This window comes from Streptacidiphilus jeojiense (genome assembly GCF_000719095.1).
GTDB lineage: Bacteria > Actinomycetota > Actinomycetes > Streptomycetales > Streptomycetaceae > Streptacidiphilus > Streptacidiphilus jeojiensis.
The window spans coordinates 106737-131471 of sequence record NZ_JOEH01000023.1; the positions used below are offsets into that span (position 1 = coordinate 106737).

Genomic DNA, 24735 nt, shown 5'->3' on the forward strand with positions numbered 1-24735 from the left:
CCAGTCTCGGCCGCGGCGGCACCGGAGTTCAACCCGCCGCCGGGGGCCCTCCTCCGCCCGGTCCCGACGCGCTGAAGAACGCGCGCAGCCGGCCGGTGGCCTCGGCGCGGGCTCGCTCCGGCCCCGCCACCAGGTCCAGCGCGGCCAGGGCGGAGCCCAGCAGCGGTGCGGCGGTGCTGACCAGGGGCCGGGCGCCGGGCACCGCCGCGGCGAGTCGCCGCTCGATCCGGCCGAGCAGCAGGCGGTGCCGTGCCGCCAGCACGCTGCCGCCGAGGACCACCTCCGGGTCCGGGTGGTGATCCGGGCCGCGGTCCAGGCCGAGGCGCCGCAGCACCGTGACGGCCATGCCGGCGATCTCGTCGGCGAGGCGTTCCACCAGGGCCCGGGCGGTCGGGTCGTCCTGGTCGCAGGCGGCGAACACCGCCGGGCAGAGTTCGCTCAGCCGGATCTCCGGGAGCGCGCCGCTGTGCAGGGCCGCGGTGACCTCGGCGACCGTGGCGGTGCCGAAGTGGCCGGTGACCGCGGTGCGCAGCAGGGTGTGCGGGCCGCGTCCGTCCTCGTCCCTGACGGCGTGCCAGAGCGCGGCGGCGCCCAGGTCCGCGCCGCCGCCCCAGTCGCCGGAGATCGGTCCCAGCGCCGGGAACCCGGTTCTGCGCCCGTCCGGGGCGACGCCGACGCAGTTGATCCCGGTGCCGCAGACCACGGCGACCCCCCAGGGCCGGCCGGCCCCGGCGCGCAGTACGGCGAAGGTGTCGTTGTCGACCACCTGGTCGACCGCCCAGCCGCGGCCGGCGACGGCCCGGTGCAGTGCCTCGACCTCGTGCGGCAGGTCCGCCCCGGCCAGGAAGGCCGCGATGCCGTCGGCGACGACCCGGTCGTCCAGTCCGGCGTCGGCCAGGGCCTTGGAGCGGACCCTCGCCAGCACCGCCATCGCCGCCTCGACGCCGTGTACCTGCGGCCGGAACCCCAGCCCTCTGGCCCTGCCGAGGACCCGGCCGGCGGTGTCGGCCACGGCGACGTCGGTCTTGCTGTTGCCGCCGTCCACCGCCAGCAGCAGGCCGTCGTGATGCTGATGATCCATCAGGCCCACCGCAGGTGCTGCCGGTTGGCGGCGACGAGCTTGCGGGCGAGCTGCTCGGCGGTGTCGATCTGGCCGATCAGGGGGTGGGCCAGCAGGGCGTTGGAGACGCGTTCCACGCCGCCGTGCAGGGCCGCCTCCAGCGCCAGTTCCTCATAGGCCGTCACATGCGCGATCAGCCCGGCGAACAGCGGCTCCACCGGGGCCACCGGCAGCGCCGCGGCACCGTGCACGCCGACCTTGGCCGGCACCTCGATGACCGCGTCGTCGGACAGGAACGGCAGGGTGCCGTTGTTGCGGACGTTGGCGACCCGCACCTCCCCGGTGTCCGCGGTGAGCGCGTGCACCAGCTGCACGGCCGCCTCGGAGTAGTAGGCGCCGCCGCGCTGGTCCAGCAGGGCCGGCTTCTCGTCCAGCGCAGGGTCGGCGTAGAGCTTCAGCAGGTCGCGCTCCATCGCGGCGACCTCCTCCGCGCGCGAGGGCGTGACCAGCTGCTCGGCCAGGACCTCGTCGTGGGCGTAGTAGTAGCGCAGGTAGTAGGAGGGGATCACGCCCAGTCTGCGGACCACGTCCAGGGGCATGTGCAGCCGCGCGGCGAGGGCCGGACCGTGTTCGTCGAGCAGTCGCGGCAGCACGTCCACACCGTCCAGCAGGACGGCGCGCTCCCAGGTCAGGTGGTTGAGGCCGACGTGGTCCAGGGTGATCCGGTCGTGGTCGACACCGAGCCAGTCGGCGAAGGTGCGCTGGAAGCCGATGGCGACGTTGCACAGCCCGACGGCCCGGTGCCCGGCGTCCAGCAGGGCCCGGGTGACGATGCCGACCGGGTTGGCGAAGTCGACGATCCAGGCCTGAGGCGCCCGCTTGGCGACGCGCTCGGCCAGGTCCAGCACGACCGGGACGGTGCGCAGCGCCTTGGCCAGTCCGCCGGCCCCGGTGGTCTCCTGACCGATGCAGCCGCAGGCATGCGGCAGCGTCTCGTCGACGTGCCGGGCGTCCTGGCCGCCGATCCGCAGCTGGAACAGCACGGCGGCGGCGCCGTCGATGCCCGCGTCCGGGTCCGCGCCGGCGGTGACCAGGGCGGGGTGGCCCTGCCGGGCCAGGATGCGGCGGGCCAGCGGGGCGATCACCGCGAGCCGGTCGGGGTCCGGGTCGACCAGCGCGATCTCCTCCACCGGGAAGCCCAACCGGGCGAATCCGTCCACGAGTTCGGGTGTGTAGGTGGATCCCCCGCCGATAACGGTGATCTTCAACCTTTGACTCCTGTCAGGGTGACGCCCTCGATGAAGGCTTTCTGGGCGAAGAAGAAGACGATGATCACGGGTGCCATCGCGATCAGGGTGGCGGCCATGGTCAGGTTCCACTGGACCGCGTGCGAGGTCTTGAAGCTCGCCAGGCCGAGCGCCAGGGTCCAGTGGGCCGGCGTCTCGCCGGTGTAGATCAACGGCCCGTAGTAGTCGTTCCAGGCGTTGAAGAAGGCGAACAGCCCGACCGCGACCACGGCGGGGCGCATCATCGGCAGCACCACCCGGGTGAGCACCCGCAGTTCGCTGCACCCGTCGACCCGGGCCGCGTTCAGGTAGTCCTCGGGGATGGTCAGCAGGAACTGCCGCAGCAGGAAGACCGAGAAGGCGTCGCCGAAGAGCGAGGGGATCACCAGCGGCCAGATGGTGCCGGTCAGGTGCAGCCGGGCCCACATCAGGTACATCGGGATGACCAGGACCTGTGGCGGCAGCATCATCATGGTGATGACCGCCAGGAACGCGGCGTTCCGGCCGCGGAACCGGAAGCGGGCCAGCGCGTAGGCGATCGGGATGCTGGAGAGCAGCATCGCCCCGGTGGCGGCGACCGCGTAGACCACCGTGTTGATCAGCCAGGTGCCGAACGGTGCGGTGCGGAACACCGTGGTGTAGTTGGACCACTGCCAGTGCCGGGGCCACAGGTCTGAGCTGAGCGACTGCTGGTCGGTCATCACCGAGGTCAGCATGACGAACACGATCGGGCCGACGAAGGCGCAGGCCAGGCCGACCGCGACGGCGTGGTCGGCGACCCAGACCAGGGCCCTGCGGCGGCGGGCCCGGCTGCGGGCGGCCCGGTGCGGCGAGGCGCTGCGCGCCGCCCGGGCGGAGGCCGGTGCGTAGCTGGTCATAGCGGCGTCTCCTGGGTCTCCTGGGGGTTGAATCCGGACGCCCGGCGCAGCAGTACCAGGGTGAAGGCCATCGAGACCAGGAACAGCACCACGGCCAGGGCGCAGGCGTAGCCGGCGTGGAACTGGTTGAAGCCGGAGGTGTAGAGCTCCTCGGGGAAGGTCATCGTGGAGCCGTTGGGGTAGCCGGGCGCCGCCTGGATGTTGCCGTTGGCGACCTGGGCGGCGACCATCGCCTGGGTGAAGTACTGCAGTCCGGCGATGACGCCGGTGACGGTGGCGAACAGCACCACCGGGGAGATGGCCGGCAGGGTGACGTAACGGAACCGCTGCCAGGGGTTGGCCCCGTCCAGTTCGGCCGCCTCGTACTGCTCGGCCGGGACGTCCAGCAGGGCCGCCAGGAAGATGACCATCACCGTGCCGCTGCCCCAGAGCGCGAGCAGCGTCAGCGCCGGCTTGGACCAGGACGGCGAATCGAACCAGAGCGGCCCGTGGATGCCGACCAGCCCCAGCAGTTGGTTCACCGGCCCGGAGGACGGGTTGAACATGCAGACGAAGGCGACCGTGGCGGCCACCGGCGGAGCCAGCGCCGGCAGGTAGAACAGGGTGCGGAAGAGGCCGGCTCCGGCCTTGAGCCGCGCGGTGACCATGGCCACGCCCAGGGCGAAGAGGACCTGCGCCGGGACCATGATGACGACCAGCCAGCCGGTGTTCCTGACGGCCTGCCAGATCTGCGGGTCGGAGTCGAGCATGAAGCGGTAGTTGCGCAGGCCGACGAACTGGGCCGGGGAGATCATGTTGGAGTTGGTGAAGGACAGCCAGACCGTCATGACCAGGGGGTAGACCAGGAAGACGGCGAAGCCGACCAGTCCGGGGGCGAGGAAGAGCAGGACGCGGAGCCGGTTGCGCCGGTGCCTGGCACGCAGGGCGGGGGCGGGCGCGGCGTCCGGGGCGCCCGCGCTGCGGGTGCCGGTCGCGGTGAGGGTGCTCACGGGGGCCGCCGTCTCACTGTCCGAGTTTCAGCGCGGCGTCGTTCTGCCGGTCCACGGCCTTCAGCCCGGCCTGCAGGTCCGGGATCTGGCCGGACTGCCACTTGTTGGCGAACAGGCCGTAGTTGGTGAGGTAGGCCCCGCCGTCGGCGCTGGCCGGGGTGGTGGAGGTGTGCGGGTTCTTGAAGACGTCCAGGAAGGTGGCGAACTTCGGGTCCTGGGCCAGCGTCAGCGAGGGCGAGTCCAGCGCCGGGAGGGTGGTGGGTACGTTGCCGATGGCGTCGGCCAGCGTGGTCACCGCTTCGGTGTCGGTGGTGAGGAACTTGACCAGCTTCCAGGCGGCGTCGGGGTGCTTGGAGCCGCGCGGGATGCCGATGACGTTGCCGCCGACGTAGCCGGAGCCGTAGAGCTGCGGCATGGTGTCGGCCACCGGCATCGGGGCGGTGCCGTAGTCGACGGTCGACTTGTCGTTCTTGATGAAGGCGGTGCGCCACTCGCCGTCCACCATCATGGCGAGGTTGCCGGTCTCGAAGGAGTTCTGGGCCGAGAACTCGTCCGGCATACCGGCCTTGAACTTGGCCAGCTTGGCCGCGCCGAACCAGTCCACCAGGCTCTTCTGCCAGGTCATGGCCGCGGCGAAGGCCGGGTCGGTGCCGACGTTCGAGCTGCCGTCGGCCTTCAGCCAGCTGCCGCCCCAGCTGGTGACCAGGTGCTCGGTGAGCATCTCGTAGGCGCCCAGGTAGGGCATGAACCCGGCGACCTTGATGGAGCCGTCCGGGTTGAGGACGGTGAGCTTCCGGGCGTCCGCCGCCAGCTCGGACATGGTCTTCGGCGGGGCGGTTATGCCGGCCGCCGCGAACAGCTTCTTGTTGTAGTACAGGCCGAAGGTGTCGGCCAGCCAGGGCATGGTGCAGCGCTTGCCGCCGAAGGCGGTGTAGGACTGGACCGCCTTCGGGATCTGACCCAGGTCCACGTGGTCGGCCTGGATGTCGGCGGTGAGGTCCAGGAAGGCGCCGGACGAGCACCAGCCGCCGACGTTGGCCGCGTTGAAGGAGGCGTCCACGTCCGGTGCGGTGCCGCCGCGGATCGCCTGGTTGACCTTGTCGTCGGTCTCCGCGGGCACCGCCTTGACGGTGATGTACGGGTACTTCTTGTGGAACAGCGCCAGCACCGCGCCGACCGACGCGATCTCGTGCGGGGAGCTGAAGCCGTGCCAGAAGGTGATGGTGACCGGCGAGGTGTCGCCGGCGCCGGTGTCGGGACCGGAGGTGCCGCCGCCGGTGCTGCAGGCGGAGGCGACCAGGGCGGTGGCCGCCGCCAGGGCCACGGCACAACTGCGCCGTCGGGCGCGGGCGGTGTGGAATCCTCGTCTGTGCTGGGATCCGGGCACGGGGACCTCCGAGGTAAATACTGACCACTTATTGACCAGTTGGCACATCCTGAGCCATCATTTTGGTCATCGTCAAGGGTGATGTCCGGAGGACTGGTAAGCGAATGGTCAGCAATGAGAGCCGTGGGCAGAAGCGGGAACGCATCCGTGAACACCTGCTCGACCTCGTCGAGACGACCCGGGTCGGCGCGATGATCCCGGGCGAACGGCAGCTCTGCGAGGAGTTGGCGGTGTCCCGTCCGACCCTGCGCTCGGTCGTCGACGACCTGGTGCGGGACGGGCTGCTGGTCCGCGAGCACGGCCGCGGCGTGTTCGTCGCCAAGGCCAAGGTCGCCCAGCACCTCGCCCAGACCGCCGGCCAGGCCCTCGGCGTCGGCGGCGTGGACGGCGACTGGACCAGTCGCACGGTGGACTTCCGCAGCACCACGGCCGGGCCCAGGATCGGCCGGCGGCTGCGGGTCTCCCCGGGCGAGCCGATCCTGCGGATCATCCGGCTGCGGAGCGTGGACGCCGTCCCCATGTCGGTGGAGACGCTCTACGTCCCGCAGTCCCTGGTCCCCGGGCTGACCGCGCTCGACCTGGAGGAGCACTCCTTCTACCAGCTCCTCGGGCGCCGGTTCGGCATCCTGCTCAGCGACGCCTCGCAGATCATCGAACCCACGGTGGTCGACGAGACCGAGGCGGAGATGCTGGGCGTCCCGCTGCACGCCCCGGCGCTGCTCTTCGAGCGGGAGACCAGGGACGCGGACGGCCGGGTGGTGGAGTTCACCCACTCCGTCTACCGGGGCGACCGCTACCGGATCTCCACCCAGCTCTCCCTGGCCGCACGGCCCGACAACGGCCGCGTACTCGGCGGTTCCTGGTCGGCGGCCACGACGGTGCCCGGTGCGGACACCCTCGTGGTGGACCCGTACTGGACCGACAAGGAGTAACCAGCAGCACCCCCACTGAATCCCACCGCGCCGGCCCCGCCGGGCCGGCGCGGTGATCCCGCACGCCCCACGAAGGGAACGGATCATGCTTCGTCGCACTCTTGTCATGTCCGCCACGGCAGTCTGCGCGGTGGCCGCCGTCAGCGCCGGCTTCACCGTCGCCAACGCCGGGACCGGCACCGGAACCGGTCTCAAGGCCCAGGCCGGCGCCGCCCTCCAGCAGAAGTCCGCCACCTCCGGCGTCGAGCTGGAGACCTGGCTCTACGGCGGCTCGACCGGCGACAGCGAGTGCACCGCCGCCTCCGAGTACGCCGACAACCGGGTGAAGAACGGGGCGCTCAAGCCCGAGTACTGGTCGGTCACCGGCAAGGGCAAGGTCACCCTGGAGAGCGCCACCAGCGGCAGCTGCAACGGCTACAGCGCCGCGAACGTCGCCGACCTCAAGGCGCACTCCGCCTACCAGTACCCCACCATCTCCGGGATGACCACGGCCGACGTCCACGCCCTGGTCAGCAGCAGCGCCAACCGCAGCGCCGCCGTCTCCCAGCTCAGCTCGCTGGTCTCCAGCGCCGGCCTCAGCGGCGTCGACGTCGACCTGGAGGACTACTGGTCCTGGAGCACCGCCGACTTCAGCAACTACAAGACCTTCCTCGGCCAGCTCGCCACCGCGCTGCACGCCAACGGCAAGAAGCTGCTGGTCGACGCCCCCGCCATGACCGAGGACGCCTCCTTCTACGACTACGCCGCGGTCAGCGCCGAGGGCGTGGACGAACTGGAGATCATGGCCTACGACGAGGAGTTCGACACCCCGGACGGCTCCCGCTGCCTGCCGATCACCCCGTACGCCTGGCTCAAGCAGGTCACCCAGTACGCCCAGAGCAAGGTCCCGGACCCGTCCCGGCTGGTCATCGGCCTGCCCTCGTACGGCATCAGCGCGCCCGACCCGTGCGACCTCAACAACGTCACCGGCAACATCCAGTTCAGCGACATGAAGAAGAGCCCGGGCTTCTCCAGCAACGCCTCGACCATCGCCGCGCGCCGCGACCCGTCCTCCGGCGAGATCCGCTGGGTCTCCGGCGGCACCCTGTACGACTACGTGGACAGCACCGCGCTCAACGCCAAGCTGGCGGTACTGACCTCACTGGGCGTCACCAAGGTCTCGGTCTGGTCCCTGGGCGGTGGCAACCCCTGGTTCACCGGCTGACCCCGGTGCCTGACGCCCGGTCACGGAACCCCCACCCATGACCGGGCGTCACGACCACTCAGGTCACTGGACCACCGACCACACGAAGGTGGCCGAGCCGGAGACCTGGGCCTGGTCGGTCGCGGTCACGGTCACCGTGTAGGTCCCCAGCGTGCTGCTGGAGCCGGAGACGGTGCCGTTGGACGCGATGGTGATGCCGGGCGGCAGCCCGGTCGCGGTGAAGGTGAGGGCCGCCGACGCGTTGGAGTCCACGGCCTGGACGGGGAAGGAGACCGCAGCACCCTTAGGGCTGCTGTAGCCGAACGGGTTGACCACCCCGACCGTCTCCGCGCCCGCCACGCCCGAGTTCGGGGTGACGTTGGCGCTGACCGCGGTGTTGGCCAGGGAGACCCCCGAGGCCGAGGCGCCGGCCGCGACCTGGCCGGTCAGGGTCTGGGCCAGCGTGGTCGAGCCGGTCAGCGGCAGGTTGTTGGACGCGTCCCCGACCTTGATCGAGTACGTGCCCGCCTGGGCCTCCCAGCGGTTGTTCGCCGCCGACCAGGAGGCCAGGTCGTGGACGGTCAGCGGGAAGGTGACGGTGGTGCTCTGGCCGGGGTTGAGGGTGACCCGCTGGAAGCCGCTGAGCTGCTCCGGCGGGTCCTGGCTGGCGGCGGGGTCGCCGACGTACAGCTGGGCCACGTCCGTGCCGGCCACCGACCCGGTGTTGGTGACGGTCGCGGTGGCCGTCGCCGTGCCGTTGGCGTTGAAGGCGCCGACGTTGAGGTTGGCGAAGGAGAAGGTGGTGTAGGACAGCCCGAACCCGAACGGGAAGGCGGGGGTGATGTTCTGGGACTGGTACCAGCGGTAGCCGATGTCGACGCCCTCGCTGAAGCTGACGCCGGCCGAGGTGCCCGGCCACTGCGCGGTGGTCTGCGCCGGGACCTGGCTGACGCTGCCGGGGAAGGTGACCGGCAGCTTGCCCGACGGGTTGGCGGTGCCGAAGATCAGCGCGGCCATCGCGGCGCCGGTCTCCTGTCCGCCGTACCAGTTCTCGAACACCCCGGCGACCGAGTTGAGCCAGGGCATGACCACCGGCGAACCGCTGTTGACCACCACGATGGTGTGCGGGTTCGCCGCCGCCACGTCCGCGATCATCGTCTCGTCGGTGCTGGAGAGGTCGAGCGTGGTCAGGTCGCTCTCCTCGCCCTCCGGGGCGTTGACGTAGATGATCGCGTCGGTCGCGGCCTGGGCCGCGGCGACGGCCTGCGGGATGTCGGTGGTGCCGTTGTCGTTGCCCTGGGTGTAGGTGACCTTGACGTTAGGTCCGACCGCGTTCTGGATGCCGGTGATCGGCCAGATGGTGTTGGAGCTGGTGACCGTACCGCTGCCGCCGCCGGCGAGTTCCACTCCGGCGCCGCCGTCGGTGCCGATCACCGCGATCGACTCGGTGCCGTTCGGGTTGAGCGGCAGCAGGCCGTTGTTCTTCAGCAGGACGCTGCCCTCCTCACTGAGCTGCAGCGCGGTCTGCTGGTGCGCCGCCGAGGTGACGGTGGCGGAGAGCGAGCCGGTCTGCGGGTTGTCGAACATCCCGAAGGCGAACATCTGGGTGAGGATCCGGGCGACGTTGGCGTTGAGCGTCGCCTGGCTCAACGTGCCCGCGGTGAGCGCCGCGGACAGCGCTGCGGCGTCGGAGAACGGCATCGCCACGTCCATGCCGGCCTCGGTCGACGGGACGCTGGAGTAGTCGGCGCCCCAGTCCGAGGTGATGTAGCCGCCGAAGTTGGCCTCCCCGTCCAGCCCCTTCTGCTGGATGTCGGCGTTCTGGCAGGAGGCGGCGCCGTTGACGACGGCGTAGGAGCACATCATCGCGGCCGGCGCGGACTTCTCGATGGAGGACTCGAACGGTGCCAGGTAGAGCTCCTCCAGGGCCTTCTGACTGACCGTCTCATTGCTGTTGCCGTTGGGGTACTGCTCCTGGTCGTAGGCCGCGGTGTGCTTGACCATGGCCATCACGCCCTGGCTCTGCAGACCCTGGACCTCGGCCGAGGTGATCCGGCCGGCCAGGTACGGGTCCTCGCCGTAGGTCTCGTAGGTCCGGCCCCAGCGAGGGTCGCGCACCAGGTTGGTGGTCGGGCCGAGCGAGACGTTCACGCCCTTGCCGGCGAACTCGTTGCCGATCGCCGAGCCCTCCTGCTGGATCAGCGTCGGGTCCCAGGTCGCGGCGGCGTTCTCGCCGTCCGGGAAGGCCGTCACGCCGCCGGTCCCGTCGCCGACCCCGTTGGGGCCGTCCTGCATGTTGGTGGGCGCGATGCAGAGGTTGGGGATGCCGGGGATGTGGCCGATGTAGGAGGAGGTGCCGTCGCCGGCGACCAGGCTGAGCTCCTCGGACTGGTCCATGGTGTTGAGCACCTGCTGGACCCGCTGGGCGACCGGCGCGGTGGAGCCGACCCAGGAGCAGGTCCCGTTGCCGCCGTTGCCGTTGCCGCCGGTGACCGGGGCCACCGTGGTCAGGCCGTAGACGTCGAGCTCGAAGATGGAGTAGCCGAACTGGGTCGCCCGCGCCGTGCCGTACACCCGGAGGTAGCGGTCGGTGGCCGAGACGGCTATCGACTGGTTGCCGCCGGTGCCGGTGGTGGTGGAGTAGACCGAGGTCCAGGTGGAGTTGTCGTTGGACACCTGGACCTGGAAGGCCGAGGCGTACGCGTCCTCCCAGAGCAGGTTCACGCTGCAGATCTGCTGCGGGGCCCCGAGGTCGACCTCCAGCCACTGCGGGTCGCTGGCGGCACTGGACCAGCGGGTGCCGGGGTCGCCGTCGGTGGCGTCGGGCGCCGGGTAGTCGGTGGCGTCCTGAGTGGAGGAGGCCGTGGTCGGCTGGTCCAGCGCGAGGTCCTGGGTGCCGCAGTACTCGGTCGGACCGGTGCCGCCGCCCCCGCCGCTCGACCCCTGGGTGAAGGCCAGGTAGTGAAGGTTCCAGCCGCTGGAGTCCTGGACCACGGTGAGGGTCTGCTGACCCGCTGTCAGGCTGAGGCTGGCGGTGACGGTGGCCCAGGTCTGGTAGCCGCCGGTGCTGGGCACGGCGACGGCGCCGGTGAGGTTGGTGCCGGCGGCGTTGGCGATGTGCAGCGCGTCGGCGTTGGCGCTGGGCGCGGCCACCCGCAGGCTCACCGTGTAGATCCCGGCGGTGGCCACCTGGACGGTGTACTTGAACCACTGTCCCGACGTGGTCCAGCCCAGGTTGTAGCCGCCCCCGGCGGCGCTGGTGTCCTGGGTGTCCGCGCTGGCTTCGAGGTCGACGCCGTCGGTGCGGTAGCTGTTGGCGGTGCCGTTGGCGACGCTGACGCTGTAGCCGACTCCCTGGCCGCCGGTGTCGTAGTTGGCCGCCTGCACGGTGCCCGGCACAGGTGCGGGCGTCCCGCCGAACGGCTGGTCGCCGCCGGTGCCGCCACCGCCGCTGGAGGCGAGGGTGAAGGCCAGGTAGTGGAAGTTCCAGCCGTTGGAGTCCTGGTCGACGGTGAGGGTCTGCTGACCCGCCGTCAGGCTGACGCTGGCGGTGACCGTGGTCCAGGTCTCGTAGCCGCCGGTGTTGGGGACCGCGACGGCGCCGCTGAGGTTGGTGCCGGCGGCGTTGGCGACGTGCAGCGCGTCGGTGATCCCGTACGGCGAGGAGACCCGGAAGGCGACGCTGTACGTCCCGGCGGTGGCCACGTTGACGGTGTACTTGAACCACTGTCCGGCGGTGGTCCAGCCCATGTCGTCGGCGCCGCCGGCCGGGGTGGTGTCCAGGGTGTCGGCGGTGGCCTCCAGGTCGACGCCGTCGGTGCGGTAGCTGTTGGCGCTGCCGTTGGTGGAGCTGACGTTGTAGGCGACCCCCTGGCCGCCGGTGTCGTAGTTGGCCGCCTGGACCGTGCCCGGCACGGCGGCCGCGGTGCCGCCGAAGGGGGCGCTGGTGGCGGCGTAGGCCGCGGTGTGCGCGCCGGCGAGCGACAGGGCCAGCAGGGCCACCACGGTCAGCAGCGCGCGGAACGCGGGCCTGCGGCGGGGCGCTCGCCTTCTGCCGCGCAACGGCGGCAGCGGGTGGGGGAGAAGCCTCATGCCTTGTCCGTACCTTCCTCTGTGGATCGAATCGGTCATGGGTGGGACCGGGACGCCCAGGGGCTCGCCGAGGCAGGGTGGTGCTACAACTGTGGTACTGGGTTGGGTAGTTGGTCGACGGCAGGCTGGTTCGACCGGTGGGCACGGGTGTGGACGGGCCCAGCCGGTGGAACCGGGCGCGGTTGACGAGCCTGAGCGGGAGAGCGCTCTCTCACGGTTTAAGGCACGCCTCAGTACATGTCAAGGAGTGCGACGGACCGGAACCCCTCCGCCGCCCTGCTCCCGTGCGTCCCTGTCGCCCCTGACGGACCGACAAGTCCTGGTCGGGGAGCGGTGCGAGGCGGTGAGGTGGGGGTGGTGGCGGGTCAGCAGTCGCGGGCGGCGCCGATGATGGCGCGCAGGTAGCGCATGAACTGCCGGTGGGCCTCCTGCGGTACGCCGTTCTTGAGGGCGATCATCACGTAGTCGCCGACGGCGGCACTCACGGCGGCGTTGGCGACGGCGGTGAGCGGGTCCCCGGGGGCGAGGCCGAGCTCCGCCACCAGGGCGGGTCCGCTGAGGCGTCCGACGTCGGTCATATGGGTGGTGGAGACGGCCTGCAGCGCCGGGTTGGCGTCGTACATGGCGGCCACCAGCCGTGCCAGCTCCGGATCCGTGGTCTCGGCCTCGCCGAGCATCCACCGGTCGATGACCTCGCTGAACGACAGCTCCGGGTGGTCCGTGAAGGTCGCGGCCAGCCGCACGGTGATGTCGTCGGCGGCCGACGTGGCGATGTCGATCTTGTTGGGGAAGTACATCCGCACGGTCCGTGGCGCGACCTCGGCCGCCTCGGCGATGTCGGCGATGGTGGCGCCCTCGTAGCCGCGCTCGGTGAACAGACGGATCGCGGCGTGCTGGATGGCCGTCCGGCGCTTGGCCTTGGACCGTTCACGCAGGGATGTCGCCGCTTCAGCCATGGCAGCACTCTAGCAGGAACGGCATATTTGCCACCTGAGATACTTTTGCCTATGGTGGCAAATAAGGCGGTGGTGGGGGACGCGACCGCTGCGCCCCCTTCCCGGACGAACGAGGAGCTCCTGCCTTGTCCACGTACCTGTACCGCCTCGCCCGATGGTGCTTCCGCAACCGCTGGAAGACGCTGGCCGCCTGGGTGGCGGTGGTCGTCGCCGCGGTCGTGATCGCCGGCGCGAGCGGCGGCAAGACCAACGACGCCCTGACCATCCCCGGCACCGAGGCGCAGCAGGCGCTGACCCTGCTGAAGGACCGGCTGCCCGCCGCCTCCGGGGCCTCCACCCAGGTGGTGTTCGCCGTCAAGGACGGGGACATCACCAGCCCCGCCAACCAGGCCGCCATCGACCGGGCCGTCACCGCACTGGGCGGGGTCAGCCAGGTCACCAGCGCCACCAACCCCTTCCAGGCCAAGGCGGTCTCGCCGGACAAGCGGGTCGCGCTGGGCAGCGTCACCTACGACGTGCAGTCCGCAGAGGTCAGGACCGGCACGGTGGACCAGCTGGAGCCGGCCGTCTCGGCCGCCCGCGACGCCGGGGTCCAGGTGGAGTTCGGCGGCGCGGTCTACCCCAAGGCCGCAGCCGGCGCCGACTCCGAGGCCATAGGGATCGCCGTCGCGCTGGTCATCCTGTGCCTGACCTTCGGCTCGCTGGTCGCGGCCGGGCTGCCGATCATCACCGCCTTCTTCGGCCTGATCACCACGATGATGGGCATCACCGCGCTGGCCTCGGTCACCGACATCGCCTCCTCGGCGACCTCGGTCGCCACCATGCTCGGCCTGTCCTGCGGCATCGACTACGCCGTGTTCATCCTGGCCCGCTACCGTACCTACCTGCTGGAGGGCCACGAACCCGAGGACGCCGCCGGCCGCGCGGCCGGCACCGCCGGAAGCTCCGTGGTCTTCGCCGCCCTCAGCGTCGTCATCGCCCTGTGCGGCCTCTCGGTGGTCGGGATCCCCTTCCTGACCACGATGGGCCTGGCCGCCGCAGCCACCGTCGCCCTGGCCCTGCTGGTGGCGCTGACCCTGGTCCCGGCCGCCTTCGGGGTCCTCGGCAGGCGCGGGGCCCGCTTCAGTCGACTGCCACTGCTGCGACGCGCCGAACCCGCGAGCCGCACCGCCGCCACCGAGCCCGAGAAGCTGACCGGCACCCGCTGGGCCCGCTGGGTGGTACGCCGCCGCATCCCGGTGCTGGTCGTCGGGGTCATCGCGCTGGGCGTCCTGACCGTCCCGGTGGCGAGCATGGACCTCGGCGTCCCCGGCAGCAACGCCCTGTCCACCAGCGACACCTCGCGCCGCGCCTACGACCTGACCACCGCTCACTTCGGCCCGGGCTACAACGGTGCGCTGACCGTCGTGGCCGACGACGTGGCCACCGCCGGCCAGGCCCAGCGGATCAGCGACGCGATCAGCGAGGTCCCCGGCGTCGCCTCGTCCTCGGTCGCCGTCGCCACCAACGGCATCGCACTGATCAACGTGGTCCCGACCACCGGCCCCAACGACCCCGCCACCACCGACCTGGTCCACCACATCCGGGACCAACGCACCGCCCTGGAGTCCGGCACCGGCGCCCACCTCCTGGTCGGCGGGGTCACCGCCACCAACATCGACGTCTCCGGCAAACTCGCCGACGCCCTGCCGGTCTTCCTGTTCACCGTGGTGGCCCTGGCGCTGGTGCTGCTCACCTTCGCGTTCCGGACCGTCATCGTGCCGATCAAGTCCGTCATCGGCTTCCTGCTGTCGGCCGGCGCCGCGTTCGGCGCCCAGGTCGCCGTCTTCCAGTGGGGGTGGGGCAAGAGCCTGCTGGGCATCGAACCCACCCAGACCTTGAGCTTCCTGCCGGTCATCCTGCTGGCGATCATGTTCGGGCTGTCCAGCGACTACGAGGTCTTCGTCGTCTCCCGCATCAAGGAGCAGTTCACCAGGACCGGTGACGCCCGCCGGGCGGTGGTGCTGGGCACCGGGCAGTCCGCCCGGGTCGTCAGCGCGGCCGCACTGATCATGGCGTCGATCTTCGTCTCGTTCATCTTCTCGCCGGAACCGACCATCAAGGAGATCGGCTTCAGCTTCGCCGTCGGAGTCCTGGTGGACGCCTTCGTGGTCCGGCTGACCCTGGTCCCCGCCGTGATGGCCCTGCTGGGCGCCAAGGCCTGGTACCACCCGCGCTGGTTCTCCCGCTACGTTCCCGACCCCGACATCGAGGGCGAGCGCCTCGACGACCGGCTCGGCGACGGCAAGCACCGCCTGACCAAGGTCTGACGAGGTCCCAGGGCGACCGACGACCGACTCGCCGCGCGCGCCGGGTCCCTCCTGGGGCTCAGCGCGCCGGTGAGTCGATCCGTTGCACGATCCGCTCGGCGTCCTGGCCGAGCCGGCGCAACCGCTCGGCGGACAGGTTGTCGACCATCAGGTGGCGCACCAGCGCCACATGGCCCGGCGCCGCCTCCTCCAGCTTGCGCATCCCGGCCGGCAGCAGGCCGGCGTTGGTGAAGCGCCCGTCGACCGGGTCCGGCTCGCGGCGTGCGTAGCCGCGCGACTCCAGACGTTTGACCAGGTGGGACAGGCGCGACAGGGACACGCTGGTCATCTCGGCCAGCCGGCTCATCCGCAGGGTCCGGTCCGGCGCCTCGGCGAGCATGGCCATGGCCATGTACTCGGTCATGCTCAGGTCGGCGTCGCGCTGCAGCTGGGCGTCGATCGCCCAGGGCAGCCGGGTGATCAGTCGGACCACAGACAGCCAGGAGGCCAGCTCACCGGGGGTGAGCCACAGGTCGGCGTGGTCGTCGGCCGCCTGGGGCGGGTCTTTGAGGGTGGTCATAGTCCGGGAGTACCAGTCCTTCCGTCACGGGGGTCAAGACTAAAGCATGGTCACATGAATGTTCAAGTAAATGGAAGCCTGGGTGCTAAGGGTGGGCATGGAGCGCTGGGCGATGATGCCTGGGAGTTTGACTTGACGGTTCAAGTGAATCAGGCCTAGGGTCGATGTCGAAGGCACAAGTTGGAACCTCGTTACCAGACAGGAGGCCAGCGGGCCATGAACATCGCACTCACTGGAGCAACCGGGTTCGTCGGATCACATGTCCTCGCCGAACTGCTCGACCACGGCCACCGGGTGACCGCACTCGTCCGCGACGCCGCCCAGGCGGACGCGGTCGCCGCGCGCGGCGCCACCCCGGCCGTGGTCGACCTCTACGACCGGCAGGCGCTGGCGCGTCTGCTCGGCGGTGTGGACGGCGCCGTCCACACCGCCAGCCCCGGCGACGCCACCAGCGCCGGCCTGGACTCCGCGGTGGTCGACGCGGTGATCGACGCCTATGCCGGGACGGGCAAGCCCTACCTGCAGATCAGCGGTCTGTGGGTGTACGGCGACAACCCCTCGATCAGCGAGGAGTCCGCCTTCGACGCGCCCGCGCTGGTGGCCTGGAAGGAGCCGATCGAGCGGCGGGCGCTCGACGCGAAGGACGTGCGCACCGCCGTCATCGTCTCCAGCGTCGCCTACGGCGACGGCGGCGGAGGGATCCCCGGGCTGTTGCTGGGCTCGCCGCGGGACGAGGCCGGCAGGCTGGTCATGGTCGGCACCGGGCGGCAGCGCTGGTCCACCGTGCACGTGGCCGACCTGGCGGAGGTCTTCCGGCGGGTTCTGGAGGACGACTCGGCGCGCGGCTACTACGTGATCGCCGACGGCCGCACCCAGACGGTGGCCGAACTGACCGAGGCGGCCGCCGTCGCCGTCGGCGCCGCGGGGGCGGTCCCCGGCTCCGACGAGGAGGCGCGGGCGCGCCTGGGCGACTACTTCGCCGAAGTCCTGCTGCTCGACCAGGCCTCCGTCGCCACCAGGGCCCGCACCGAGCTGGGCTGGTCCCCGTCGCGTCCGTCGCTGGTCGAGGAGTTCCGCAACGGCAGCTACCGCAGCGGCAGCTGAGCAGGCGTCACCCCGGTGGGGAGGACCCGCCCCCCGCCATTGGTCCAGACCTATTGACGGGCCTCCCCGCCCCTTCTACGCTCCGTCCGGCAGCCCCACATGTCCCCACCTCACCCATTGCCGGGCGCAGCACCCCCACGTGCCAGTCATGTCCATGGCGCCCGGCGGGAAGGGAGCACAGCATGTTCCGTCGGAGGTCGCGTACCCCACGCCTTTCGGGCGATGGTCACCCCTGTCCGGATCCGGGCCGCCTCGAAGGCGACCGGGCCGGGCGCTCCCAGCACCGGCCAACCGTCCTGACGCGCACCCTCGCCGCGGTGAGCGCCGCCGTGGTCATCGGTACCGGCATCGTCGCCCTGGGCTCCGGCTCGGCCGGGGCCGCCACCACCAACCTGGTGGCCAACCCCGGCTTCGAGAGCGGACTGTCCGGCTGGACCTGCTCCAGCGGCTCCGGCGCGGCGGTCAGCAGTCCGGTCCACTCTGGCGCTTCCGCGCTCAAGGCCACACCGACCGGCCAGGACGACGCCCAGTGCACGCAGACCGTCAGCGTGCAGCCCAACTCCCAGTACACGCTGAGCGCCTACGTCCAGGGCAGCTACGTCTACCTGGGTGCCACCGGCACCGGCGCTGCCAGTGACCCGTCCACCTGGACGCCGAGCAGCGCGTCGTACAGCCAGCTCAGCGTCGCCTTCACCACCGGGGCGAGCACCACCTCGGTGACCGTCTACCTGCACGGCTGGTACGCGCAGCCCGCGTACTACGCCGACGACGTGTCGCTCACCGGCCCCGGCGGCAGCACCCCGCCGCCGACCACGGCGCCGCCCACCACCGCTCCGCCCACCACAGCTCCACCGACCACGGCCCCGCCCACGACGGCGCCCCCGACCACGGCGCCCCCGACCACCGCGCCGCCGACCACCACCCCGCCGGGCTCGACCTGCGCCACCAAGCCCAGGCCGTCGGGCAAGGTGCTGCAGGGCTACTGGGAGAACTGGGACGGCGCCCTCAACGGGGTCCACCCCGGCCTGGGCTGGATCCCCATCACCGACAGCCGGATCGCCGCGCACGGCTACAACGTCATCAACGCCGCCTTCCCGGTGATCCTCTCCGACGGCACCGTCGAGTGGCAGGACGGCATGGACACCAACGTCAAGGTCGCCACCCCCGCCGAGATGTGCCAGGCCAAGGCAGCCGGGGAGACGATCCTGATGTCCATCGGCGGCGCCGCGGCCGGCATCGACCTCAGCTCCAGCGCCGTCGCCGACCGGTTCGTGGCGACCGTCGTCCCGATCCTCAAGGCGTACAACTTCGACGGGATCGACATCGACATCGAGACCGGCCTGACCGGCAGCGGCAACATCAACACCCTCTCCACGTCCCAGGCCAACCTGGAGCGCATCATCGACGGCGTGCTGGCCCAGATGCCCGCGGGCTTCGGGCTGACGATGGCCCCCGAGACCGCGTACGTCACCGGCGGAAGCATCACCTACGGGTCGATCTGGGGCGCCTACCTGCCGATCGTGAAGAAGTACGCCGACAACGGCCGCCTGTGGTGGCTGAACATGCAGTACTACAACGGCAGCATGTACGGCTGCTCCGGCGACTCGTACCAGGCCGGTACGGTCCAGGGCTTCACCGCGCAGACCACCTGCCTGAACAACGGCCTGGTGGTCCAGGGCACCACCGTCAAGGTGCCGTACGACAAGCAGGTTCCCGGCCTGCCGGCCCAACCCGGCGCGGGGGGCGGCTATATGACGCCAAGTCTGGTCAGCCAGTCGTGGAACGCCTTCGGCGGCGCTCTGAAGGGGCTGATGACCTGGTCGCTCAACTGGGACGGCTCACTGGGCTGGACCTTCGGCGACAACGTCAAGTCCCTCCAGGGGCGTTGACATATCGCTGAGCCGTGGGCGCCCCGTACCCGTCCCGGGTGCGGGGCGCCTTGGCGCGTCTCAGCGTGTGTGCCGGCCAGGACGCCGACGGCCACGGCGGGTGGTGAGCACGACGGCGAGAGCGAACACGCACAGGGCACCGGCGCCGAGCACGGTCAGCGGCCAGGCGGCGCCGAAGGAACTGCTGGAGGCGGCGTCGGCGTCGATGGTCCCCTGGGCGGCGTGCGATCGACCGGCGGCGGTGGTCGGCGATGCGAGCGCCTGACTGCTCGGGGACGGAGTAGCGGAGGGAGTCGTGGCGGTGGTCCCGAGCGCGGTGAGGGTGACGGCCCCGGAGGAACGGTCGATCGCGAAGGCGGTTCGACCGATCGCTGTCTGACTGCCCGTCAGTGTGACTGGTGTTCCGCCAACGGTGAGGGTGCCGCCGACCTTGATCTGGATCCTGGATCCTCGGACCGCCGTCAGGGAGCGGAGGGATGCTGCCGCCGCCTCACGCAGGTCCAGGGTGGCCGCGGCGGTGGTGAGGCTGACGCCGCTGCTGTGGATCAGGGTGGTGCCGTTCAGGGCGAGGGTGCCCTTGGCGACGGTGGTGGGGCCGGTGTAGGAGACGGCGTGGCTGAGCGTGGTGGTGGCCTGGCCGTTCTGGGTCAGCGAACCGGTACCGGTGATCGCCGGCAGCGCCGGTGCGGTGCTGCGGTTCTGCAGGACGAGCGCGCCGTTGTCGATCACTGTGTCCTGAGTGCTCCGGTTGTACAGGCCGCTGTCCTGGCCCGCGGTGCCGCTGCCCAGGCGGAGGGTGGCGTGCGGTTCGATGGTGGTGGAGCCGTCGTAGTCCTGGACGGCGGTGTAGGTGACGTCGTTGCCGGGGGTGTCGGCCAGGACGATGTCGCCCTGGCCCGGGGCGGCCAGGGTGTCGTGGTACTTGCCGCCGCCGATGGGGGCGCCGAGGGTGACCGGTCCGTCGTAGTCGAAGGTCAGTTGGGAACGGCGTCCGGACGCGGCGTGGAGGTTGATGTACACGGTCTCCGCGGTGCCGGGCATGAAGATCTGGTGGGTGGTGCCGTCGCCCCAGTGGACGGTGGCGCCCTCGATGTTGGTGCCGCGTACGTTGAGGTTGTGCGCGACCGGCTGCCAGTTCAGGGCCGGGTCGCTCAACTGCGGGTCGGTGTCGGGGCCGCTGTCGGCCCAGCTGTAGGAGCCGGTGAGGACGACTGTGCTGCCGGGGCGGGAGTGCACGTTGATGTCGCTGCCGTACTGGCGGTTGTAGAAGTCCTGGCGCTCGACGACGGTGTGGCCCAGGGGGGTGTCGATGATCCAGGAGCCCTGGTTGAGGACCTTGCGGGCGTCGGGGAGGGCCGCGGGGCAGGTGGTGCTGGCGAAGGTGGTGCCGGTGCCGTTGTCGATGACGCCGCTGAAGGGGTTGGTGCCGCAGATCTGCAGCGTGCCCCACATGGAGCGTGGCTGGGTGACCATGCCGCTGCCGCTGATGGTGCCCAGATTGAAGGCGCGGGTCAGGGACAGCCGCAGGGTGCCGTCGACCCGGATGTTGTCCTGGTTCTGCTGGTAGCCGGGGGAGTTGTAGGGGAAGGCACCGATCAGGCCGGTGGTGCCGCCGGCGCCGTACTGCAGGGTGGCGCCCGGATCGACGGTGACGGCGGGCGTGTCCGGGTTGCTGACCTGGGTGTAGGGGTGGTTGCCGCCCAGGACGGCGACGGTCTGGTGGCGTTCGGCGGTGGGGAGGGTGAAGGTGCTGTCCTTGGTCAGGACGAGGGTGCCGGTGCCGGACACGCGCAGGGTTCCCTGGCCGGAGATGACGCCGGTGTAGGTGTGGGTCCCGGAGGGGACGTTCACCACGGCGTCCCCGTTCAGGACGATGTCCTGGTCGGCGAGGACCGCGGCGGTGATGTTGCCCGAGGCGGCCTGCGCCGCGGCCGGCAGGGACAGGGCACTGGTCACGGTCACGGTCGCAGCCACGGCGGCGGCCAGTGGCAGGAGGCGGCGGTGCATCGAGGAGGAGGGTCCTTTCCGGATTCCGGATACCGGCCCCTGACCCCGGGCCCCGGGATGCGGCGATCCGTGTTAGCGCTCACAACCGTCGCTGGGCTCCCCGACTGCGGGAGGGGCGGGGTGACGAACAATATGGTGTCGGACCGGACGCTGCGTCAAGGTTGGCGGATTCGGCCTGGTCCACGGCAGAATGTCCGGCCGGTTGATCGCGAATATGTTCGACATTACAGTCGCCGACTGTGCCCGGGCCCCCGGGCGACCCCTGCTCGCCCTGAACCCGCCATCAACCCGCCATCAACCCGCCCCGAACCCGCCATCAACCCGCCGGCGACTGCCCCGAACCGCCGCGAACCCGCCATGAAGAGGATCAGCTCCGATGAGTCCCACCACCCCGGTGATCCACAATCCGATCCTGCCGGGATCGCACCCGGACCCCTCGCTGCTGCGCGTCGGCGCGGACTTCTACCTGGCGACCTCGACGTTCGAGTGGTACCCAGGCGTACGCCTGCACACGTCCCGCGACCTGATGCACTGGCAGCCGCTGGGCGGCGCGCTCGACAGCCGGACACTGTTGGACCTGACCGGCTGCCCGGACTCGGGCGGCGTGTGGGCCCCGAACCTGAGCCACGCCGACGGCCTGTTCCACCTCGTGTACTCCAACGTGTCCACCTACGCGGGCGGCTTCACCGACTGCCCCAACTACCTGGTCACCGCAGCCTCGATCCAAGGGCCCTGGTCCGACCCGGTCCTGCTGCACGCCCGCGGGTTCGACGCGTCCCTGTTCCACGACGGGGCCGACAGCTGGCTGGTCAACATGGTCCACGACTGGCGGCCCGGACACGGCGGCTCGGCCGGACTGGAGGCCACCCGCTACGACCGCACCGCCCGCCGCCTGGTCGGCGAACCCGTACGGATCGACCTGGGGTCGGCGACCGGCTGGATCGAGGGCCCCAACCTCTACCGCCGCGGCCCCTGGTACTACCTACTCACCGCGGACGGCGGAACCGGCTACCAGCACCAGGTCACCGTGGCCCGCTCCCGTTCACTGGCCGGACCCTACGAACGCGACCCCCACGGCCCGCTGCTCACCGCACGCGACCACCCTGAACTGCCGCTGCAGAAGGCAGGACACGGCAGTCTCATGCAGACGGGCTCGGGACAGTGGTACCTCGGCTACCTCGCCGCCCGACCCGTCACCACGCACGGCCCCTGCATCCTGGGCAGGGAGACCGCCCTCGCACCGGTGAGCTGGACCGCCGACGGATGGCCACGGACCGGAACCGGGCTGCCCCAACTGCAGATACCCGCAGCGGACCTGACCCCCGCACCGTGGACCACCACCCCAGCGGACCGGCTCGCACCGGACGAGGACGACTTCGACCAGCGCGAACTCGGCCCGAACTGGTCGACGCTGCGCCGCCCCGCCGGGTCCGACTGGCTCTCGCTGACGGCGCGCCCCTCCCACCTGCGGGTGCACGGCGGGCGCTCACCGATGAGCCTGGTCGGCCCGAGCCTGATCGCCCGCAGGGTCACGGACGCGCACTGCTCCTTCGAGGCCGTCATGGAGTTCCAACCGCAGGGCTTCCAGCACCTGGCCGGCATCACCGCGTACTACAACACCCGCAACTGGTACTTCCTGTACGTCACCGCGGACGACGACGGCAGCACCCAGGTCCGCCTGGCCACCTGTGATCGGGGCCGCACAACGGTGGAGACCCTCCCTCGGACGGCACTCGGAGCAGGCGACCGCTTCCGCCTCGGACTGGACCTCGCCGGACCGTCGCTGCAGTTCCGCCTCGGCACGGCCACGGGCTGGCACCCCTACGGCCCGGCGCTCGACGCGACGGTACTGTCCGACGAGCACGCCGAGGAGTTCGACGACGACCGGATCCGTTCCCTCGGCTTCACCGGAGCATTCGTGGGCCTCTGGGTCTGGGACCTCAACGGACACGGCCACCACGCAGACTTCGACCGAGCGACCTACACGGCCCGTCCGTCCGCGTCTGCCCCGGCCGCTGCGGCGCCGGGGGACCGCCGGTCCCACCCGTGAAACTTCGAGTAGTCTCCGGCGTCCCAGGCCTCGCGCAGACCCGGGCTGCTCGGATCCCAGTCCGGACGGATCTCGGCAGTAGCAGTCCGCAGGTCGTGCCACAGGTCCTGGAACGACGGGCGTCCCCAGAACCAGTAACCGTTGTAGACGCTGTGGATGACCAGTCCCGGCTTGAGCACGAGCGTGTGCGGGATCATCGGGTCGTGCTCGGGGTCGGTGTACTCCTGGATCTCCAGGTCCTGTTGGACGCTTCGCTCAGGGTCGGACAGGAAGGGCCACTGGGCCCCCACTGAGGCGCGGAACTCCTGCAACGTGTGGTGGTCGTCGGTGGCGATCGTGACCACCTGCGTGTACGCCACTGCGATCTTCGCGTAGTTCTCGGCCAGTTCCAGATGCTGCCGGTGCTCCTTCGGGCAGTAGTTGCCACGCGCGAGCGTCAGGATCAACGGGTCCTGACCCTGGAGTTCGCTCAGCGAGCGGACGGTGCCGGTGTGGTCGGGCAGCGCGTAGTCAGGGAAGGTTCCACCGGGGACGATGTCGGAACGCACAGGATGACCGCCTCTGCCGTATGCACGACCTGGTTCTACTCGCAGGCACCTGGGTGCCTGCGGGTTGGATGTCCCCGTCGGCGCTTCCACCCACACCTGAGCCTCGCCCGAATGCCCCAGGCGTCAGGGCTTGCGGCGACCGCACGCGATGCTGCCAGGAGGGTGATGCCGCGAATCATTGACTGCTCCGAGGGGCACGCTAGACCGACGCTGAATCCCGACCGACGCGTGGAGGTACCAGATGGCCGAACTCCCACCACCGCCAGAAGGAATCGTGCTGGCCCACTTCATCGTCTCGAACGATGTCGAGCGCTCGCGACGCTTCTACACCGAAGTACTCGGCGGCCGGCTGGCCTACTCCGGCCCCGGAGGGCTGACCTATGTCACTCTGGCCAACAGCTGGATCATCATCAATGTCGGCGGCGGCCCGACCGACGACAAGCCGTCGGTCACCCTGGAGACGCCGAGCGATCCCGATCGGGTCAGCAGTTTCCTCAACATCCGGGTCAAGGACATCCACGCCTTGTACAAGGAGTGGAGCGCCCGGGGTGCCCAGTTCCTGACGCCGCCGAAACAGCACGAGTACGAGATCCGCTGCTACATCCGCGACCCTGACGGCCATCTGATCGAGGTGGGGCAGACCACCGATCCAGGGGGAGACTGGGTGCCCGCCCACTGGCCGCCCAGCACGCGCACCGGCGACTCGGAGTGAGCGCCGGCCCTACCTCCGTCGCTCGTCAAATAACAATCCATTTGTTATGATCCAGCCATGGCTACGCATGCTGTCCCCGGCGAGGGGCCAACCCGTCCCGTCTCCGTCTCGCTCCACGAGGGCACTATCGCGGCGCTCAAGGAGCGCATCGGCAAGCGCGGCATGTCCGCGTACGTCGAGGCCCTCATCCAGCGGCAACTGGAGCGGGACCGGCTGCGCGAGCTGATCGAGGCCGCTGAGGCAGACCACGGCCCCGTCGATCGCGCAGCGATTGAGGCGAAACGGGCCGTCCTGCGTGGCGAAGCCGCCGGCGCTGCGGATGCTGCGTGAGCGGGACCCTTGTCCTGGACTGTGAGGGGCTGTCCAAGCTTGTACGTCGTAGCCCTGAACTGACTGAGTGGCTTTCGGCTGCTGAAGCTGAGGACATCCGCGTGGTCATGAGTTCTGTAACGCTCGTTGAAGCGCGTGACCCTCGTGTCAACCAGGCCCAGTTCGACCACGCCGTCTCGCGGGTGAACGTCGTCCCACCCTCGGAGATGATCGCACGTCATGCGAGCAGGATCCTCTCGGCAGTTGGACTGCACGGGCACAAGTACGCCCTGGATGCCCTGGTGGCCGCAACTGCGCTCGCGTCTCCTGCTCCGGTCACTGTCCTGACGTCAGACCCTGAAGATCTGCTGATGCTCTGCGGTCCTGGTGTGGCTGTCGTCAAAGTCTGAACACTCGTCAGCACTTTGGACGGATGACCGCTGTCGCAGTCGCAACAGATCGGCGAATACCAGAAATCGTCCACC

Annotated in this window: 19 protein-coding genes; 9 read left to right on the forward strand and 10 right to left on the reverse strand. The window is 70.5% G+C overall.

Annotated elements, in window-relative coordinates; all coding sequences use genetic code 11:
* Window positions 1–28 precede the first annotated feature (28 nt).
* From IF29_RS0128830 to IF29_RS0128850, 5 genes are read right to left on the reverse strand one after another with little or no spacing between them, the layout of a single operon-like run.
* On the reverse strand, window positions 29–1081 hold the full coding sequence (locus IF29_RS0128830) for an N-acetylglucosamine kinase (protein WP_030260961.1): 1053 nt from the start codon (window positions 1079–1081) through the stop codon (window positions 29–31).
* Window positions 1081–2328 carry a 6-phospho-beta-glucosidase gene (locus IF29_RS0128835; protein ID WP_030260964.1) on the reverse strand — a complete coding sequence of 416 codons (1248 nt, stop codon included), beginning with the start codon at window positions 2326–2328 and terminating at the stop codon, window positions 1081–1083. Before IF29_RS0128835 ends, IF29_RS0128830 begins: the two co-directional genes overlap by 1 nt.
* Window positions 2325–3224: a carbohydrate ABC transporter permease gene (locus IF29_RS0128840; RefSeq protein ID WP_030260966.1), complete on the reverse strand. Its 900-nt coding sequence runs from the start codon at window positions 3222–3224 to the stop codon at window positions 2325–2327. Before IF29_RS0128840 ends, IF29_RS0128835 begins: the two co-directional genes overlap by 4 nt.
* Window positions 3221–4213, reverse strand: coding sequence for a carbohydrate ABC transporter permease (locus tag IF29_RS0128845; RefSeq protein WP_030260969.1), 993 nt, complete (start codon window positions 4211–4213; stop codon window positions 3221–3223). Before IF29_RS0128845 ends, IF29_RS0128840 begins: the two co-directional genes overlap by 4 nt.
* A 13-nt stretch (window positions 4214–4226) precedes the next feature.
* Window positions 4227–5537: an ABC transporter substrate-binding protein gene (locus tag IF29_RS0128850; protein ID WP_030260973.1), complete on the reverse strand. Its 1311-nt coding sequence runs from the start codon at window positions 5535–5537 to the stop codon at window positions 4227–4229.
* Between the two features lie 167 nt (window positions 5538–5704).
* Here IF29_RS0128850 and IF29_RS0128855 point away from each other — a divergent pair, with 167 nt between their 5' ends.
* Both IF29_RS0128855 and IF29_RS0128860 read left to right on the forward strand, forming a co-directional pair.
* Window positions 5705–6532, forward strand: coding sequence for a GntR family transcriptional regulator (locus tag IF29_RS0128855; protein WP_030260975.1), 828 nt, complete (start codon window positions 5705–5707; stop codon window positions 6530–6532).
* A 106-nt stretch (window positions 6533–6638) separates the two neighbouring features.
* Window positions 6639–7736, forward strand: a complete 1098-nt coding sequence (locus IF29_RS0128860) for a glycosyl hydrolase family 18 protein (protein WP_084715142.1) — start codon at window positions 6639–6641, stop codon at window positions 7734–7736.
* Window positions 7737–7799: 63 nt separating this feature from the next.
* Here IF29_RS0128860 and IF29_RS43945 read toward each other — a convergent pair whose 3' ends face one another.
* Together IF29_RS43945 and IF29_RS0128870 are read right to left on the reverse strand one after the other, a co-directional pair.
* Window positions 7800–11807 (reverse strand): glycoside hydrolase family 3 C-terminal domain-containing protein, encoded by a 4008-nt coding sequence (locus IF29_RS43945; RefSeq protein ID WP_084715144.1) that lies wholly within the window; start codon window positions 11805–11807, stop codon window positions 7800–7802.
* 365 nt (window positions 11808–12172) lie between these two features.
* Complete coding sequence (locus IF29_RS0128870) at window positions 12173–12763, reverse strand: TetR/AcrR family transcriptional regulator (RefSeq protein ID WP_037597029.1); 591 nt, start codon at window positions 12761–12763, stop codon at window positions 12173–12175.
* Between the two features lie 125 nt (window positions 12764–12888).
* Between IF29_RS0128870 and IF29_RS0128875 the strand changes: the two genes are divergently transcribed.
* Window positions 12889–15072: an MMPL family transporter gene (locus IF29_RS0128875; protein ID WP_030260985.1), complete on the forward strand. Its 2184-nt coding sequence runs from the start codon at window positions 12889–12891 to the stop codon at window positions 15070–15072.
* 58 nt (window positions 15073–15130) lie between these two features.
* On the opposite strand, the gene IF29_RS0128880 is transcribed toward IF29_RS0128875, so the two are convergent.
* Window positions 15131–15631: a MarR family winged helix-turn-helix transcriptional regulator gene (locus IF29_RS0128880; RefSeq protein WP_051726148.1), complete on the reverse strand. Its 501-nt coding sequence runs from the start codon at window positions 15629–15631 to the stop codon at window positions 15131–15133.
* A gap of 216 nt (window positions 15632–15847) precedes the next feature.
* Here IF29_RS0128880 and IF29_RS0128885 point away from each other — a divergent pair, with 216 nt between their 5' ends.
* Window positions 15848–16735, forward strand: a complete 888-nt coding sequence (locus IF29_RS0128885) for an NAD-dependent epimerase/dehydratase family protein (protein WP_030260989.1) — start codon at window positions 15848–15850, stop codon at window positions 16733–16735.
* 182 nt (window positions 16736–16917) lie between these two features.
* Window positions 16918–18624 carry a carbohydrate binding domain-containing protein gene (locus IF29_RS49085; protein ID WP_030260992.1) on the forward strand — a complete coding sequence of 569 codons (1707 nt, stop codon included), beginning with the start codon at window positions 16918–16920 and terminating at the stop codon, window positions 18622–18624.
* 60 nt (window positions 18625–18684) lie between these two features.
* Here IF29_RS49085 and IF29_RS0128895 read toward each other — a convergent pair whose 3' ends face one another.
* Entirely contained in the window at window positions 18685–20631 is a 1947-nt protein-coding gene (locus tag IF29_RS0128895) for a hypothetical protein (RefSeq protein ID WP_051726149.1), read from the reverse strand.
* A 376-nt stretch (window positions 20632–21007) separates the two neighbouring features.
* Here IF29_RS0128895 and IF29_RS0128900 point away from each other — a divergent pair, with 376 nt between their 5' ends.
* On the forward strand, window positions 21008–22681 hold the full coding sequence (locus IF29_RS0128900) for a glycoside hydrolase family 43 protein (protein ID WP_232242634.1): 1674 nt from the start codon (window positions 21008–21010) through the stop codon (window positions 22679–22681).
* On the opposite strand, the gene IF29_RS0128905 is transcribed toward IF29_RS0128900, so the two are convergent.
* Window positions 22612–23229, reverse strand: a complete 618-nt coding sequence (locus IF29_RS0128905; protein ID WP_030260997.1) for a peroxiredoxin family protein — start codon at window positions 23227–23229, stop codon at window positions 22612–22614. The two genes, IF29_RS0128900 and IF29_RS0128905, sit on opposite strands and share 70 nt — an antisense overlap.
* Window positions 23230–23470: 241 nt before the next feature.
* Here IF29_RS0128905 and IF29_RS0128910 point away from each other — a divergent pair, with 241 nt between their 5' ends.
* From IF29_RS0128910 to IF29_RS45315, 3 genes are read left to right on the forward strand one after another with little or no spacing between them, the layout of a single operon-like run.
* Window positions 23471–23941, forward strand: a complete 471-nt coding sequence (locus IF29_RS0128910) for a VOC family protein (RefSeq protein ID WP_157623969.1) — start codon at window positions 23471–23473, stop codon at window positions 23939–23941.
* A 57-nt stretch (window positions 23942–23998) separates the two neighbouring features.
* Complete coding sequence (locus tag IF29_RS0128915; protein WP_030261002.1) at window positions 23999–24271, forward strand: hypothetical protein; 273 nt, start codon at window positions 23999–24001, stop codon at window positions 24269–24271.
* Entirely contained in the window at window positions 24268–24660 is a 393-nt protein-coding gene (locus IF29_RS45315) for a type II toxin-antitoxin system VapC family toxin (protein WP_084715146.1), read from the forward strand. Before IF29_RS0128915 ends, IF29_RS45315 begins: the two co-directional genes overlap by 4 nt.
* Window positions 24661–24735: the final 75 nt, after the last annotated feature.